Raw genomic sequence first — 16001 nt, 5'->3', positions numbered from 1 at the left:
CTAACTGCCGAACTGGACCCCGCCCAGCGGACCGCCGACGAGGACGATCTGCGGCAGCGTGGTCTGGGGGTTGGCGACCGTGGTCAGCGACAGGCATTCGGCGATGACCGCGTATGCGCCGTCCGGAAGTTCCGGTGTGGTGAACGTCTTGACCGCGTTGCCTGCGGCGTTCGCGACGACGCGCTCGATCGGGTTGGTGGCCCATGCGACGAATCCCGGTTCGAGGACGACGGTGGGATCGGCGAGTACGGCGGGCAACTTGGTGGCGTCGAATGCCACGGCACCGCAGGACTGGGCGTCCAGCAGATTCAACACGTTGGGGTTGGTGACGGTGATGTCGAGGGTGTTTCCGTCGACCGCGGTCACCACGGTGGGAGGCTGGACTTCCGTCGCTGCGGAAGCGGTCGCCGGCATGGTCATGGCTACGGTGGCGGCGGCTGCGGCAGCGAGTGCGGCACCTCCGGCGAGTCGTTTCATGCCCCTACTGGTCCCTGTCTGCATCTGCAATCCTTTCGTCGGGTGCAAGCTTCGAGAATCGAGGCTTTACAAACCGAATGGTATGCGTTTACTGCAGACTTCTCCCCTGAAACGACGAATGTCACAGTGGTTCAGTCGGACTGAACCACTGTGACATTCGGTCACCGGGGAGGGACTAGCTCAGGCGCTGCTTCAGGGCCTCGAACTCGTCACGGATGCCGGAGGGAACCTTCTCGCCGAGGAACTCGAACCATTCCTCGATGAGCGGCAGCTCCTGCTTCCACTCGTCGACGTCGACCTTCAGCGCCTCGTCGACGTCGTCGGCGTCCACGTCCAGGCCGCCGAGCTCCAGATCGGCTGCGGTCGGAACGAATCCGATCGGGGTGGACTCGGCGCCGGCCTTGTGCTCGATACGGTCGACGATCCACTTCAGCACGCGGGAGTTCTCACCGAAACCGGGCCACAGGAAACGGCCGTCGTCGCCGCGACGGAACCAGTTGACGTAGAAGATCTTCGGCAGCTTCTCGGAATCCGCGTGCTTGCCGAGGTTGATCCAGTGGTTCAGGTAGTCGCCGGCGTTGTAGCCGATGAACGGGATCATGGCCATCGGGTCGCGGCGGACGGTGCCCACGGCACCCTCGGCGGCAGCGGTCTGCTCGGACGACAGCGTCGCACCGAGGAACGTGCCGTGCTGCCAGTCGAAGGACTCGCTGACCAGCGGAACCGTGGTCTTACGGCGTCCACCGAACAGGATCGCGGAGATCGGAACACCCTGCGGGTCGTCCCACTCCGGCGCGAGGATCGGGCACTGCGACATCGGGGTGCAGTAGCGCGAGTTGGGGTGCGCGGCCTTCTCCCCCGACTCGGGCGTCCACTCGTTGCCCTTCCAGTCGGTGAGGTGCTGCGGGTCGCCCTCGAGACCCTCCCACCAGACGTCGCCGTCGTCGGTCTGCGCGACGTTCGTGTACAGCGAGTTGCCGGCCTCGAGCGTCTTCATCGCGTTCGGGTTCGACCCGTAGTTCGTGCCCGGCGCGACGCCGAAGAAGCCGTACTCCGGGTTGACGGCGTACAGGCGGCCGTCCTCACCGAAGCGCATCCACGCGATGTCGTCGCCGAGGGTCTCGGCGCGCCATCCGGGGATGGTCGGCTGGATCATCGCAAGGTTGGTCTTGCCGCAGGCGCTCGGGAACGCGGCCGCGATGTAGTACGGCTTGTCCTCCGGGGAGATCAGCTTGAGGATCAGCATGTGCTCGGCCAGCCAGCCCTCGTCGTGGGCCATGGCCGACGCGATGCGCAGCGAGTAGCACTTCTTACCGAGCAGCGCGTTTCCGCCGTAGCCGGACCCGTAGCTCCAGATCTCGCGATCCTCGGGGAAGTGGGTGATGTACTTGGTGTCGTTGCACGGCCACGGGACGTCGGCCTGGCCCTCTTCGAGAGGTGCGCCGACCGAGTGCAGCGCCTTCACGAACGGCTTGTCGGTGCCGAGCTTCTCCATCGCGGCGGTACCCATGCGCGTCATGATGCGCATCGACACGACGACGTACTCGGAGTCGGTGATCTCGACACCCAGCTTCGGGTCGTCGGCACCGAGGGGACCCATGCAGAACGGCACCACGTACATGGTGCGTCCGCGCATGCTGCCGCGGTAGAGGTCGGTCATGAGCGACCGCATCTCGGTCGGGTCCATCCAGTTGTTGGTGGGCCCGGCGTCGATCTCCTCACGCGAGCAGATGTAGGTGCGGGACTCGACGCGTGCGACGTCCGACGGATCGGAGTTGCCGACGAACGAATTCGGCTTCTTCTCGTCGTTGAGTCGCGTGAACGTACCGGCCTCGACGAGCTGCTCGGTCAGTCGATCCCATTCGGCGTCCGAGCCGTCGGCGAAGACGACGCGGTCGGGCTGAGTGAGTTCGGCAACCTCTCGAACCCAGGCGAGCAGCTCACTGTGCTCCGTGGGGGGCGTGCCGTCAGTTCCGTTCAGACCGGGAATGGTCGCTGAGGTCATCAAACTCTCCTGGGGTGAGCCGGAACCGGACCATCTGCCGTCCGCTGAGAGAACCTCGCAGCGAGTGCCAGACGGTCCGATTTCCCCTCTCGGCGGGGTCCAGCCAGGCCGTCCATGCCACATGGAAGACGCGGGCGCCGGGTGTCCTATCCCTAGAGGTTAACGCCGCGAGTCCCATCTCGGGGAATCGGGTGCGGTTGGAATGGTCACAGAAACGATTCAGTAGAGCTACCAGCGGCCTTTCCCGCGTCTGCAGTGCGGATTCGGAGGTGTTCAGCCGTTACCGAGAGTCCCGCCATCGGTCTGCTGCCAGTGCACGACGCCGTCGCCGTCGCGGCGAAACTCCCACGACGCATAGGCACCGTCCTCGTGGATCATCGTCAGATGGTCTGCGTCGCCGTCCGAGTCGAGGTCGGAGGCGATGACGACGGCGTCGCCCGCGTCGAAGGTCTGGGTGTCGAGGACGCCGTCTCCGTCGATGTCGTGGGTCGGATCGGTGAGCGCGACCGCCCCGGAATCGTGACCGAACGTGTCCGGATCGAGGTCCGGCACGTCCGGGACCAGAAAACTCTCAGTCGTCGCCACCGCGGTCTCCCTTCGCATTTCGGACCAGTTTCCCGCACAAATCAAGACATATCAAGATAATTCAACACGATTCCACACGAAAGCGGGCGAACCTCGGTCAGGCATCTATGTATTCAGACGTTCGCTGCGGCGATTCGGTTCCCCCGGCTGCCTGCGGACCTCCTGCAGACCCCGGTCGACCGCCCCGAGGTCGCGTTCGCAGGACGACAGCTGCCCGTTGCGTCTCGCGGCCAGGCGACGGAGTTCGCCGTCGATCTGCGCGACCCGTTCGTCCACGTCCCGGGCGCACACCCGGCTCTCGGCGATGATCGCCTCGCCCACCTGAGCCTCGGCCGCCAGCAGCCGGCCGAGGACGAACTGCTCCCACTGGGACCGCGCGTGCACCAACGCGTCGGTGGCCCACTGCCGCATGTGGGCGCGTTCGGCGACGTGCCCGCGTGCCTTCGTCAGCCACCACGCCGCCACGGCTCCCAGCGCGAGGGTGAGCGGGATGGTTGCGATGTCGAGCGCAGGCACCATCGACAGCGGCGAGACCACCAGCCTCCCCAGACCGAGCCCGGCGGACGCACCGATCAGGATCGTCATCCGGTCCTCGAGTCCGCGGTGTCGCGGTTCTGGCCCGTCCGGCGCAACCGGCTCCGGTAGCGGAATGGCGGCCCCGGAAGCGGACACGGTGACGCCGACCCGCGACCGCAGGTCGTCGAGGCGCGCGGTCACCGCGGCATCGACCGCACCACTTCTCTCGCGCACCATCTCGGCGAGCCGGTCGGGGTAACCCTCGAGCGTCCCGCGGCCGGCGCGGTCGATCTCGGCGCGTGCGGTCGTGCCGGCCGCGCGACACTGGGCGGCCACCTCGTGCATCAACTCGACCTTCGCGAGCTGGACCTGACCGCGGAGCTGCGCGACCCGTTCGGTGCGCCTGCCGTCCCGCAGCGTCAGCGCGCGAACCCGCTCGGCGCGCAGTTCCGCGCCCGGCTCGGTCTCTCGCACGGACCGGGCGGTGGCCACGATCATGCGCCGGGTCTGCTCGAGCACGGCCTCGGTGGCGGAGCGCGGGTCGGGGCCCTGGGCGCGGGCGGCACGCAGGAGCGCCGCGAGCAGCGCCTCGGCCCCGGAGCCACCCGCCGCCACCGGGTGGATCTCCGCGTCGGCGAATCGCGTCGAGTGCCGGGCGAGCAGGGCCCGGTTGCGTTCGCTCACACCCGCCCAGTTCCGGTGGACATCGGTCTTGGTGAGCGCGAAGACCACGGGACGGGCCGGTCGCGCGACGACGTCGAGGACGGACAGCTCCTCCCGTCCGAGTGGTCCCGCAGCATCGAACACCATCAGGATCACGCGGGCGTCGATCGGGTCCTCCACGAACGCGAGCCCGGACGCGTCGAGTGCGCGGAGCCCGCCGACGAGCGTGGTCTTCCCTGCGTGCCGCGGCCCCGCCACGAAGACACCGCGCTGCGGGGCTCCACCGGACGTCAGGCGGGCGACGCCGTCCGGATTCCATCGCGTCACCACGTCGACGGTCTCGGCGGGTAGATCCGACAGCCGTTGCGTCGTCACGTTCCGGGGCTGCCGCTCAGCTGCTGCCAGACGCGAACGTAGTGACGCCGGACGTCGACGACCGCCCGGCGGCGGCGGGCCGTCGGCTGCCGGGCGAGTTGCGCGCGCCACCAGTCCGCGCACCGGGCCGCGTCCGCGGCGCTGCGCGGTGGCTCCGGCGCCTCCGCGGCGAAGTCGGCGAGATGAAGCCGGGCCGCGGCGGCGGCGAGCGCGACGGCGTGGTCGCCGGCGAGATACCGCTCCAGCACGTCGCGGGACGCGGGGCTGCGCGCCGCGTGCGACCGCAGCGCGTTCAGCAGGGTCTCGCCGCGGCGCGCCCGGGTGCGTGCGATCCGGTCGGTGACGGCGGCCGACACCGCATCGATTCCGGACTCCGCTGACGTTCCTGCGAGCGTTCCGATGAGGGGCAGAGCCGGGAGGCCGCCTTCGTCCGAGCACTCGGCGGCACGCGTGGTCGCCGTCGCCCAGGCGTCGGCTGCCGCGCGCGACGCGCCCAACGTGTCGGATTTGTTGAGGACGAACAGAGCCTGCGCCGGATCCAGTGTCCGCACGGCGTCCCGGTCGGCGTCGCGCACCGACTCGACGAGGACGTAGACCACGACGTCGCCGTCCAGCGCGGGGTCGGGTGCGCCGGGCACGTCGACGGCGTCCGCTTCCTCCACGACGGCGTCGGCGATCCCGTTCACGGTCAGTGCCGCGGCGACGGTCGACCTGCCCACACCCGCTCGACCCGCGGTCTGGACCCGGATCGGCGCCCGAAACGCGGCCACGGCGTCGCGCACACGGTCGCCGGAATCCCCGTCCAGTGCCGCCATTCGTTCGGCGAGATCCGCCAGTTCCCTGCCCCCGGCATCAGCAGTGCCCACGACGCAGTCACCCCCCTTCGTCCCGCGCCGATTCTGTCAGACCCACCCCGAATCGGCGTGGGCAACCGTGCAGGCTGGGCACCGGATTATCGAAAAAGTCTCAAGGTGAACTTCAGACCCGTATGCCAGAAACGCCCCTCATGCGTGACAATGGTCCGGTGAACCACGCTGATCAGGATGCACCCGCCGTCCCCGAGGAGGGGCAGACGAAGGACTCGAAGGGGTCCCGTCTCCACCCGAGGGTGACAAGTTTCCGCTCGCGCAGGGGCGCTCTGACCGTTGCGCAGCAGGAGTCGTGGGACCGGCAATGGCCCCGGATCGGCGCGGACGTCTCGGACCATCGCCTGGATGCGCCGTCGTGGTTCGGCCGTGACGCCCCTCTCATCCTCGAGATCGGCTCGGGAACGGGCACCGCCACCGCGGCGATGGCGAAGGCCGAACCCCACGTGAACCTCATGGCCGTCGAGGTCTACCGGCCCGGGCTCGCACAGTTGCTTCAACAGATCGAACGGGACGAGATCCCGAACATCCGGGTCCTGCGCGGCGACGCCATGGATGTCCTGGAGAACATGATCGAACCGGAATCGCTCACCGGAGTCCGTGTCTTCTTCCCGGACCCGTGGCCGAAGGCCCGCCATCACAAGCGGCGCCTGCTGCAGTCCCCCACTTTCGCCCTGATCGCGAGTCGGCTGAAGGCCGGCGGTGTGTTGCATGTCGCAACAGATCATGCCGAGTACGCCGAGGCCATCGCCGAGGCGGGCAACGCGGAACCCCTCCTGACCTCCCTCGACTGGGAATCGCCGATGACGCACGAGCGTCCGGTGACGAAGTTCGAGGACAAGGCCCACCAGGTCGGCAGTGCGATCACCGAGTTGATTTGGGGGAAGATCAGGTCATGAGCGTCAGCGAGCAGTACTCCGACATAGCCGGTGCGGCCCCGGCAGGCACCGCGGTGTCGTCAGGATCTCCCGTGGTGGGTGCACGTGACGGACGCCACCAGAAGCGGGTCCTTCTCGTCTGGGACGCACCCAACCTCGACATGGGTCTAGGCGCCATCCTCGGCGGCCGGCCCACGGCGGCCTACCGGCCACGATTCGACGCACTCGGCCGCTGGCTGCTCTCCCGGACCGCGGAACTGTCCGCGTCCGGCACCGACACACTCGAACCCGAGGCGACGGTCTTCACCAACATCGCGGCTGGCAGCGCCGATGTCGTGAGACCGTGGGTCGAAGCCTTGCGTAATGTGGGCTTCGCGGTGTTCGCCAAGCCGAAGATCGATGAGGACAGCGACGTCGATTCCGACATGCTGGACCACATCGCCCTTCGTCACGGCGAGGGGCTGGCCGGTGTCATGGTCGCCTCCGCCGACGGTCAAGCGTTTCGCGAACCGTTGGAGGACATCGCCGCGACCGGCATTCCGGTCCAGATACTCGGGTTCCGCGAGCACGCCAGCTGGGCGGTCGCGTCCGACCTTCTGGACTTCGTCGATCTCGAGGACATCCCCGGCGTGTTCCGGGAGCCACTCCCTCGGGTCAGCCTCGACACACTGCCCGACGAGGGTGCCTGGTTGCAGCCGTTCCGACCGCTTTCCGCCCTGCTCGTCGGGCGGAAGAGTGCTGCCGAGTAGGAGTTGATCAGTGTTCGCGAGCTGGGGAAGCGTCGTCTACCGGGCCCGATTCACCGTCATCGGCATCATGGTTGCCTTGTTGCTCGGTTCGGCCGCGTACGGCCTGGGCCTCGAGAAGCATCTCAGCCAGAGCGGCTGGGACGATCCGGGCTCGGAGTCGGTCGCCGCGGCGAAGCTGGCTGACGGCACCTTCGGTCGCGACACCAACAGCGACGTCGTGGCGCTCTACACGGCGCCCGAGGGCAAGACGATCGAAGACCCCGACTTCCAGGCGAAGGTCGTCGAGAACCTCGAGCGGCTGGCCGCGGAACACCCGGACAAGATCCTCAAGATCAACGGCGGTTACTTCAAGGTCGGCAGCGCACCACAGTTGGCGTCCGCCGCGGACGCCGACAAGCAGCACGCGATCGAGAGCATCGCGATCGTCGGTGACAACGACACCGAGGTCACGGCCAATTTCCGCGACGTCAAGGACGAGTTCTACATCGACGGCGTCGACGTGCAGCTCGCCGGACTCCAGCCCGTGTCGGGTGCGCTCAACGACACGATGGCCAAGGACATCAGGCGAATGGAGATCCTCGCGATCCCGGCCGTCGGCATCCTGCTGTTCTTCGTGTTCGGCGGTGTCGTCGCGGCGGCGCTGCCACTGATCATCGGCGGCCTGACCGTGGTCGGGGCCAACGGCGTCGTCCGGCTGATCACCAACTTCACCGAGGTCAACTCGTTCGTCGCGCCCGTGGTCTCCCTCGTGGGGCTCGGTCTGGCCATCGACTACGGGTTGTTCATCGTCAGCCGGTTCCGAGAAGAAATGGCGGAGGGGTACGACACCCGCTCCGCCGTCCGCCGAACGGTGATGACCTCGGGTCGCACCGTGGTCTTCTCGGCGACGATGATCGTCGCCAGCCTCGGCGGTCTGCTGCTGTTCCCGCAGGGCTTCCTGAAGTCCGTCGCCTACGGCGCCATCGCGACGGTCGGCCTGGCGGCGCTGACGTCGATCACGATCCTGCCCGCGATCCTCGGCATCCTCGGCAAGCGCATCGACGCCCTCAGCCTCGACCGTTTCCGTCAGACCAAGAACACCGAAGAGATCGAGGCGAGCATCTGGGGCCGGCTCACCCGCTGGGTGATGCGTAACCCGCTCAAGGTCACCATCCCGATCGTCGTGGGTCTGCTCCTGCTGATCGTGCCGCTGACGGGCATCAAGTTCGGTGGCATCAACGAGACCTATCTTCCCCCGGACAGCTCGACCCGCGCCGCGCAGGAACAGTTCGACGAGATCTTCCCGAACCTGCGCACCGAACCGGTCAAGCTGGTCGTGTCCGACGCCGACAACAAAGCGCTCGGCCAGATCATCAAGGAGGCCAGTGGTGCGCCGGGGCTGATCGAGCGCTTCACCCCGGAGGGCGCGGCCAAGGACGGTGTGGTCGTCCTCAAGGCCGGTCTCGTCGACCGCAACGAGTCCAAGCCGACCATCGACTATCTGCGCGCCATGGACAATCCGGACGGCGTGCAGGTACTGGTGGGCGGTACCCCGGCGATCGAGCAGGACAGTATCGCCGCGTTGCTCGACCACCTGCCCACGATGGTGATCTCCGTCCTCGTCCTGACGACGCTGCTGATGTTCCTGACGTTCGGCTCGCTGGTGCTGCCGATCAAGGCGGCGTTGATGAGCGCGCTGGGCCTCGGGTCCACGCTCGGCATCCTGACGTGGATCTTCATCGACGGTCACGGTTCGGAGTGGTTGAACTTCACCCCCGGCCCGATCATGTCGCCGGTGCTGGTGCTGATCATCGCGATCGTCTACGGCCTGTCCACCGACTACGAGGTTTTCCTGCTCTCGCGGATGGTCGAGGCGCGGGCGCAGGGGGCGAGTACGACGGAGTCGATCCGCATCGGCACGGCGCACACGGGCCGCATCATCACCGCGGCCGCGCTCATCCTCATCGTCGTCACCGGTGCGTTCGGGTTCTCGGAACTCGTGATGATGAAGTACATCTCCTACGGCATGATCGCCGCGCTCATCATCGACGCGACCCTCATCCGTATGTTCCTCGTCCCCGCCACGATGAAACTCCTCGGCGACGACTGCTGGTGGGCGCCGGCGTGGATGAAGCGAATCCAGGAGAAGACGGGTCTCGGTGAGCCCATCCTCGACAACGAGCTGATGCCCACCGACGTCCCGGAGCTCACCCCGATCGGTGCCGTCCCGCCGCAGCGCAAGCTCGCGGCGCCGCCCGCACCCCGCAAACCGGAACCGCTCACCGAGCCGATCCCGTTGGTCACCGCGCGGGCGCTGGCCGCGAAGATGTCCGAGGACGACGCGAAGGCGCGCCGGGCGCAGAACGAGGCCCGCCGGTCGGCGACCGGCCGTCCCGCTCGGGCACCGGAGGAGATCGAGGAGACCCCGACCGCGGAACCGCAGACCACCGTGCTGCCGCAGCCTGCTCCGCCGCGCCCGGCCCCGACGCCGTCGCGGCCCGTACCGCAGTCGCGGCCCGCACCGCAGTCGCGTCCTGTTCCGCGGCCCCGTCCGGCGGCCCCCGCCCCGGGTCCGGCCACCGAGTCGCGTCCGATCGAGAGTTGGCTCGCGGACCTCCGGTCCACGTCGGCCGCCGAACCGCGGCCGATCTCCTCGCCCGCCGAACCGCGACCCAGTGCGTCGGCGCCGTCACTGCCGACCCGCTCGCCGCGCTCGGTGCCCGCGCCGTACGGGCAGGAGACCCCCCAGTCGTCTCCTGCCCGCCCGGTGCCGCCGATTCCGTCGAGGCGTCGCGCCGCCGAGCCTTCGGAACCCGTGAACGGCGGCAGGCGCGGCAACGGCACGCCCGCGAACGGCACCCCGCCCAACGGCGCCCCTGCCAACGGAACGCCTGCCAACGGCTCGCGCCGCCGCAGCGTCGAGGAACCGCCCGTCGATCCGGACGACGCCTCGAGCGGCAGGCACCGCGCGGACGACGGCAACGCCGTCAGCGTCAGCGAACTCATCGCTCGGCAGAACCGGCGCTGACGGAGCCGTTCGGCGTTCCCCGTCCGGCCTCCCGCTCCGCGAATTCACGCGCGTAGCGGGTGCCGGCGAGGAGCAACAGCAGGCCGACCACGAGGAACGCGAGGACGCGGAACAGGCCGTCGAGGGTGGCCAGGTCGAACAGGAACAGTTTGGCCAGCGCCGCGGCGGTCAATCCCAGTCCGACCCCGAGTGCCGTGTGCGCGTAGTCGCGGCGGGCCAGTCCGAACACCAGGGCCGCCGTCGCCGCCGCCATCCACGCGATGGTCGCGGCGCAGTGTCCGGCGATGAATCCTGCCGACGTCCCGGTGAGCGCCGTGCCCGCGGACACCGTCGCAGCGGTGACGGCGTACAGGATCACCAGCCCGGCGAGCACCCACCACGGCTGGGCGGTGGTGGCGCTCAACAGTTTCAGCGTGTGCGCGTACCAGACGAACAGGAACACTGTTCCCGCCAGCACCAGCGAGGACAGCACCGTGGTCACCCCGAGCGAGTCGAGCGCGCTGTACTCGTCGACGAGGACCAACGGGGGCACGGTGATCACGAAGGCGAACCCGCCGACGACGGTGAAGACCGCACCGACGGCATACGCGATCCGCGAGTCCGCCTGCCCGCCGAGGGTGAGGAACAGTGCCGCCACCCCGAGCAGGACGAGTGGCGCGAGGTCTTCGCTCGATCCGATGAGGCAGGCCTCGAGCAGGGCGAGGGTACCCACGCCCGCGAGCGCGATCCGTGCGTGTCGCGGCAACGACCGCGCCGCCGCGAACGCGGCGAACATCGCGGCGGCCAGGACCAACGCGATGAGCGTGGACCCGAGCCGGTCGAAGAGGTGGCCGATCACCAGCGTCGGGACGGCCGTCGTGACGATCATCGCGGTCGCGGTGACGTCACGAGAATTGCTGCGCAACAGGATGATCGACGAGACGAGCCCGAACAGGGCGACCAGAGCGGCGGACGCGAGCAGCCAGAACCTCTCCGGCCGGTCGGACAGTCCGGAACTCGCGATCGCGATCAGCAAGGCGATCACCACCGGGCACGTCCGCGCGATCGCCAGGTACAGCCAGTCGCGACCGAGTTGCGCGGGGAAGCTGGCGACCTGGATGACGAACAGGAATCCGATGAGGGTGAGCGTGATGCCGTCGGTGAGGACGGGTGCGAGCACGGCGGCGCCGGTCACCACGAGCAGCGCGAGGGGCTGCGAACCCCACCGCACCGCGAGTGCGACACCGGCTCCCGCGATCCCGAGTGCCACGACCATCGCGAGCACCGGCAGCAACCAGTGGTAGACGACCGCGACGGCCACGACGTCGAGGTAGGCGCCGGCGATACCCGTTGCCGCGAGCGCAATCGCGCCGACCCGGCCGCCGGGCCGCCCGAAGACACGGGCACCGGTGTAGACGAGACCGGCCGAGAACAACCCGCCCGCCACGACGCGCAGTTCCGGACCGAAGAATCCGGCCTGCGCCGCCAGCACCAGCAGCATCACGACTCCGATCAGGGTGACGGCCACACCCGCGACGGCCAGCACGCGGCTGATCACCCCGTCGCGCTGCCACCAGGGTTCGCGAGCCACCCGGGGCGGTGGCGGCGGAGCGGGGCGGTACGGGACGGCCGGTGCGGCCGGTGCGGGCGGCGGGGGCGGCTGGGCGACCGGGGGTCGGTACATCGGCTGCGGCGCCGGCTGGGGTTGGGGTTGGGGCCTCTGGATGGTTGCGAGCTGAGCCTGCAGGACCGCGAGGTTCTCACCCACGTGACGCATCTGCTGCCCGAGCGCCGAGAAGTCACCGGAAAGCTGCGCGACCAGCCGCGGGTCGATCGAAGGAGTACCAGGTGTGGACATGGATCAATCGTCCTGCGGCGACGGCCCCCACACATGAGTAGGCCTACTCGAGAGGCCTGCGTCGCGCTACCCGAACATTCGGCGAATCGAGGTGCCGAAAGGGTGTTTGGCGGTCACGTTCCCGAACCTGACCTTGCCCCGGACGACGACGTGCAGCGGGCCGATGGGAGGGCCGGTCCGCACCTTGTTGGTCGCGGAACCGCCAACCGTTTCGACGCCGTTGAGGTCGACCGTCGCCTCTTCGGGCACGACCAGCGAGATCGTGCTCGCGTAGTCGTCGATGGTCACGTGCACCACCTGCGTAGCCATGACGGCCCGCGTGAAGTCGAGCGTCACCGTCGACAGCCGGGTGTTCACCTCGAGGGCGGGAGGAACGCTCCACGAGCCGGTGCGGCTGACCGACGACATCCGGCCCCGGATGACGTCGCCCGGCGGCGGCGCGGGCGACCGGTGCGCGACCGGCGGAACCGGCGGCGCCGGGCGAGACACGTACGGCTGGTCGGGGTACGGCGGCGGCGTGAACTCCGAGATCAGCTGGATTCCCGGCAGATCCACCAGGACGACGTTCAGCTCCGCCCGCGTCTTCGCGGCGAGTGCCGTGTCCATCCGTTCGGTGAACTCACCGAGCGAGAGCATCCCCTGGCCCACCGCCCGCTGCAACAATTCGCCGACGTGTTCGCGCTCCGCATCCGATACGCGTAGGTCCCGTGCCTCCATACCGACCAGGCTAGCGCCCGTGAGTACTTCTTAACCGCCCGCGGTTAACAAGTACTCACGGCTACTCGAGGCCCTGCTCGATGGCATACCTGGTCAGCTCGACGCGGTTTGCCAGCTGCAGCTTGCGGAGGGTCGCCTGGACGTGGTTCTCGACGGTGCGGTGACTGAGCGACAGTTTGGTCGCGATCTGCTTGGCGCTGAGCCCTTTCGCGACGAACCGCAGGACCTCGGTCTCCCGTTCCGTGAGTCGGGGGACGGCAAGACCCTGCCCGTCGGCGGGCGCACTCGACATCCGGCGGTACTCCCCCAGCACGAGTCCGGCGAGCCCCGGTGTGAACACCGCCTGCCCGGCCGCGGTGGCCCGCACCGCGTCCAGCAGTTCCACCACGGACGCGCTCTTCACGAGGTACCCGGACGCGCCGGCCTTGACTGCGTCGAGGACGTCGTCACGCTCGGACGACGCCGACAGCACCAGCACCCGGCTGTCCGGCGACACCTGGAGAACGGCGGCGGTGGCCGCGGCACCGTTTCCGTCGGGCAATTGCATGTCCATGAGCACGACGGCGGGTCGGGTCGCCGCCGCCCGACGTCCCGCGGTGGCAACGCCGTCGGCCGTGGCGACCACGGTGAATCCGGCGCCTTCGAGGTCGCGGGCCACGGCGTCCCGCCACATCGGGTGGTCGTCGACGACCATCACGGTGATCTGCTCGTCGGTCTCCGTGTCACCCATGCGTTTCGTCTCCCTTCGGCACGCGGATCTCCCATTCGGTGCCCTGACCGGGTTCGGTGTCGAGTTCGGCGGTGCCGCCGAGCGCACCGACGCGGCCCAGAATGGATTTCGATACTCCCATGCGACCCTCGGCCTCCGCTTCGGCCAACCGTCCCGGGGCGATTCCGCTGCCGTCGTCGCGGACGCTGACGATCACCTCGTCGCCCAGATCCTCGAGCAGCACGTACGCCCGGGCACCGGTCCCCGCGTGCAGTGCGACGTTGGACAGTGCGGTGTCGACGATTGCGACGAGTTCCGTTGCCCGGCCACGCTCGATCGTCACCGGATCCGCCGGCGTCGACACGGACACAGTGGTGCTCGCCCGCGTGCCCAGCAGCAGTCGCACATCGATCACGCTTCCACCCAGATCCGACGCCACACCCGCCCCCTGCTCGGAGATGAGCATGCGCAGGGCCACCTCCTGCTCGCCGGCGAGATCCGCGAGCTCGGCTGCGGGTCCCCCGATCTCGTTGCCGCGGCGACGGACGAGCGCGAGCACCTGCAGGACGCCGTCGTGCACCTCACGGGCGAGTCGTTCACGTTCCTCGGTGGCGGCGGCCAACCGCACGGCCTGCTCCAGCTGGGCCTGCGCACGCCTCGCGGTGGTGGTGGCGAGCCCGAGCGCCAGACCCACCGACACCAGGACCGGTGCCGTCGCGTCCCGCCACAGATCGAGGTTGACTTGGTCGCGCACCACCGCGCTCACCGTCGCCATCAGCACACCGGACGCCATCCCGAGCCACGGACCGCCGAACACGGCGGCGGAGATCACCGCGTTGGTGACCCACAGCGTCGTCGGCAGCGTCTGATGGTGGCTGTACCAATCGTGATCGGAGACAAGGCGAGTCGATGCCATGAGCGCGATGACGATCAGCTGGTCGGCGATCACCACCTGGTAGCGCGGGACCTTCCCGTGGGACAGCAGGACGGCCGAGAGTCCCGACCACACCGCCATCAGGGCGACGAGGAACCAGCTCAGCCGCTGATGGGTGTAGTACTGCACGGACACGATCTGGTAGCTGATCGCGTACACCAGCGTGACGAGGCGGAACGCCTGCGCCGCCCGCCACAGCGGTGCGTCCGGCTGGGTGTCGAGCTCGGTCGTCGCTCGTGGGCGGTAGTGGAGGCGGGTGCGGTGCTCATTCCGGTCGGTCATGGGTCTGCGCTGTGTCATCGAGATGCGGGTCGGCGGGGTGTGGCGGGTGCGGGCCGTCGGCCTCCGCCGGGTAGAGCGGGACTGCCGGATCGTCGACCTCGAGCGCGTCGTAGGTGGCGTCGGGATCCGTGGACAGGAGCGAGCGCACCGCCGTGTTCAGCAGTGCGACGATCGGCACCGCCAGGAGGCCGCCGACGATCCCGGCGAGGACGATGCCGGTGGTGATGGCGAGCACCACTGCGAGCGGGTGCAGCCGGACCGCGCGCCCCAGCAGCAGCGGTTGCAGCACGTGTGCCTCGAGTTGCATCACCCCGATGATGATGCCGAGCACGATCAGCGCGGTGAGGAATCCTTTGGTGACGAGGGCGACGAGCACCGCGAGGAATCCGGTGAGGAACGCACCGACGATCGGGATGAACGCGCCGATGAACACGAGCGACGCCAGCGGCAGGGCGAGCGGTACCCCCAGGATCGCGAGGCCCGCGCCGATTCCGACGGCGTCCGCGGCGGCCACCGCCACCGTGGCCCGGACGTATCCGATCAGCGAGCCGAACCCTTGGCTCCCCGCCAGCCGGACCCGCCGTCGTGACGTGGTGGGGACGAGTCGGGTGACGAACTCCCAGATCTGAGACCCGCCGTAGAGGAAGAAGATGAGCGTGAACAACGTCAGCAGGGCACCGGTGAAGATCTCGCCGACGACCGTGGCGGTGGTCAGTGCCCCACTCGTCAGTTGCTGGCGGTTGTCCTGGATGGATTTCACCACCGAGTCGCCGGCCTGCCGGATCTGATCCTCGCTGAAGTGCAACGGGCCGTCGGTGAGCCACCCCTGGATCTGTGTGACGCTCGCCTCGAACTGCTCGGTGAGGCCGGGGAGACCTTCGATGAACTGCTCGACGACGAACGTCATGATCCCGGCGACGATGCCGATCGAACCGATGAGGACGACCACGACGGCAGCCGACCGCGGCACGCCCTTGGCCTGCAGCCAGTCGACGAGCGGCACCAGCAGCGCCGACGAGAGCAGCGCCAGACCCACCGGGATGAGAACGGTGTCGAGCCTGGTCACGATGTAGCCGAGGGTCAGCAGACCCGCGAAGATGACCAGGAGCCGCCACGTCCATTCGGCCGCCACCCGCACCACCGGGTGCACGGACGCCGAGGGATGGCCCCCGCCCTGTGTTACCGCGGCAGTGTCCGAGCGTTGCTCGTTCGCGTTCACGTGCGGAGCGTATCGAGGTTCGGACAGTGCCGGGCGATTCGCGTGGGAAACACGCGCGCGGGGAACGCATATGCGCCCTTTAGGGGACGTGTCCTACGCCACCCGGTACACCCCCCGCTAAATTGAACGGCGTGCGGAAATCCTATAGAGCGATCGCGGCGACGGTCCGCAGCAGATGGCCG

At 68.7% G+C, this 16001-nt stretch carries 13 protein-coding genes; 3 read left to right on the top strand and 10 right to left on the bottom strand.

Annotated features, from left to right (window positions below; all coding sequences use genetic code 11):
* The 5 genes from PSR88_RS26375 to PSR88_RS26355 form a co-directional block, all read right to left on the bottom strand.
* Positions 1–501: a hypothetical protein gene (locus tag PSR88_RS26375; protein ID WP_011597395.1), complete on the bottom strand. Its 501-nt coding sequence runs from the start codon at positions 499–501 to the stop codon at positions 1–3.
* Between the two features lie 151 nt (positions 502–652).
* Positions 653–2482 carry a phosphoenolpyruvate carboxykinase (GTP) gene (locus tag PSR88_RS26370; RefSeq protein WP_009478209.1) on the bottom strand — a complete coding sequence of 610 codons (1830 nt, stop codon included), beginning with the start codon at positions 2480–2482 and terminating at the stop codon, positions 653–655.
* A 273-nt stretch (positions 2483–2755) separates the two neighbouring features.
* Positions 2756–3067 carry a DUF6802 family protein gene (locus PSR88_RS26365; protein ID WP_029539571.1) on the bottom strand — a complete coding sequence of 104 codons (312 nt, stop codon included), beginning with the start codon at positions 3065–3067 and terminating at the stop codon, positions 2756–2758.
* Between the two features lie 105 nt (positions 3068–3172).
* Entirely contained in the window at positions 3173–4621 is a 1449-nt protein-coding gene (locus tag PSR88_RS26360; RefSeq protein WP_016883798.1) for a hypothetical protein, read from the bottom strand.
* A complete protein-coding gene (locus tag PSR88_RS26355) occupies positions 4618–5487 on the bottom strand; it encodes a hypothetical protein (protein ID WP_016883799.1) in 870 nt (289 codons plus the stop codon). The genes PSR88_RS26360 and PSR88_RS26355 overlap by 4 nt, the downstream gene beginning before the upstream one ends.
* A 122-nt stretch (positions 5488–5609) precedes the next feature.
* Here PSR88_RS26355 and trmB point away from each other — a divergent pair, with 122 nt between their 5' ends.
* From trmB to PSR88_RS26340, 3 genes are read left to right on the top strand one after another with little or no spacing between them, the layout of a single operon-like run.
* Positions 5610–6386, top strand: a complete 777-nt coding sequence (trmB, locus tag PSR88_RS26350; RefSeq protein ID WP_011597391.1) for a tRNA (guanosine(46)-N7)-methyltransferase TrmB — start codon at positions 5610–5612, stop codon at positions 6384–6386.
* A complete protein-coding gene (locus tag PSR88_RS26345) occupies positions 6383–7114 on the top strand; it encodes an NYN domain-containing protein (RefSeq protein ID WP_009478204.1) in 732 nt (243 codons plus the stop codon). Before trmB ends, PSR88_RS26345 begins: the two co-directional genes overlap by 4 nt.
* 10 nt (positions 7115–7124) lie before the next feature.
* On the top strand, positions 7125–10121 hold the full coding sequence (locus PSR88_RS26340; protein ID WP_016883800.1) for an MMPL family transporter: 2997 nt from the start codon (positions 7125–7127) through the stop codon (positions 10119–10121).
* Here the strand turns inward: PSR88_RS26340 and PSR88_RS26335 are convergent.
* The 5 genes from PSR88_RS26335 to PSR88_RS26315 form a co-directional block, all read right to left on the bottom strand.
* Positions 10096–11958 carry a DUF2339 domain-containing protein gene (locus PSR88_RS26335; RefSeq protein ID WP_016883801.1) on the bottom strand — a complete coding sequence of 621 codons (1863 nt, stop codon included), beginning with the start codon at positions 11956–11958 and terminating at the stop codon, positions 10096–10098. The genes PSR88_RS26340 and PSR88_RS26335 overlap by 26 nt on opposite strands.
* A 66-nt stretch (positions 11959–12024) precedes the next feature.
* The gene (locus tag PSR88_RS26330; RefSeq protein ID WP_016883802.1) at positions 12025–12675 is read right to left on the bottom strand and encodes a DUF1707 domain-containing protein; all 651 of its coding nucleotides are present in this window, start codon (positions 12673–12675) and stop codon (positions 12025–12027) included.
* Between the two features lie 61 nt (positions 12676–12736).
* Positions 12737–13405 (bottom strand): response regulator, encoded by a 669-nt coding sequence (locus PSR88_RS26325; RefSeq protein WP_016883803.1) that lies wholly within the window; start codon positions 13403–13405, stop codon positions 12737–12739.
* Positions 13398–14600: a MacS family sensor histidine kinase gene (gene macS, locus PSR88_RS26320; protein ID WP_016883804.1), complete on the bottom strand. Its 1203-nt coding sequence runs from the start codon at positions 14598–14600 to the stop codon at positions 13398–13400. Before macS ends, PSR88_RS26325 begins: the two co-directional genes overlap by 8 nt.
* Positions 14584–15819, bottom strand: coding sequence for an AI-2E family transporter (locus tag PSR88_RS26315; protein ID WP_016883805.1), 1236 nt, complete (start codon positions 15817–15819; stop codon positions 14584–14586). Before PSR88_RS26315 ends, macS begins: the two co-directional genes overlap by 17 nt.
* Positions 15820–16001 lie beyond the last annotated feature (182 nt).

The organism is Rhodococcus sp. DK176, from assembly GCF_038447315.2.
Taxonomy (GTDB): Bacteria; Actinomycetota; Actinomycetes; order Mycobacteriales; family Mycobacteriaceae; genus Rhodococcus_F; species Rhodococcus_F jostii_A.
Note: the sequence above shows the minus strand (reverse complement) of the source record. Positions and strands in the feature narration are given on the sequence as shown.

What these genes read in the sequence shown, in the direction of transcription:
- PSR88_RS26375 (WP_011597395.1), bottom strand. Translation starts at nt 501, where the DNA reads ATGCAGACAGGGACCAGTAGGGGCATGAAACGACTCGCCGGAGGTGCC.
- PSR88_RS26370 (WP_009478209.1), bottom strand. Translation starts at nt 2,482, where the DNA reads ATGACCTCAGCGACCATTCCCGGTCTGAACGGAACTGACGGCACGCCC.
- trmB (WP_011597391.1), top strand. Translation starts at nt 5,610, where the DNA reads ATGCCAGAAACGCCCCTCATGCGTGACAATGGTCCGGTGAACCACGCT.
- PSR88_RS26345 (WP_009478204.1), top strand. Translation starts at nt 6,383, where the DNA reads ATGAGCGTCAGCGAGCAGTACTCCGACATAGCCGGTGCGGCCCCGGCA.
- PSR88_RS26335 (WP_016883801.1), bottom strand. Translation starts at nt 11,958, where the DNA reads ATGTCCACACCTGGTACTCCTTCGATCGACCCGCGGCTGGTCGCGCAG.
- PSR88_RS26330 (WP_016883802.1), bottom strand. Translation starts at nt 12,675, where the DNA reads ATGGAGGCACGGGACCTACGCGTATCGGATGCGGAGCGCGAACACGTC.
- PSR88_RS26325 (WP_016883803.1), bottom strand. Translation starts at nt 13,405, where the DNA reads ATGGGTGACACGGAGACCGACGAGCAGATCACCGTGATGGTCGTCGAC.
- macS (WP_016883804.1), bottom strand. Translation starts at nt 14,600, where the DNA reads ATGACCGACCGGAATGAGCACCGCACCCGCCTCCACTACCGCCCACGA.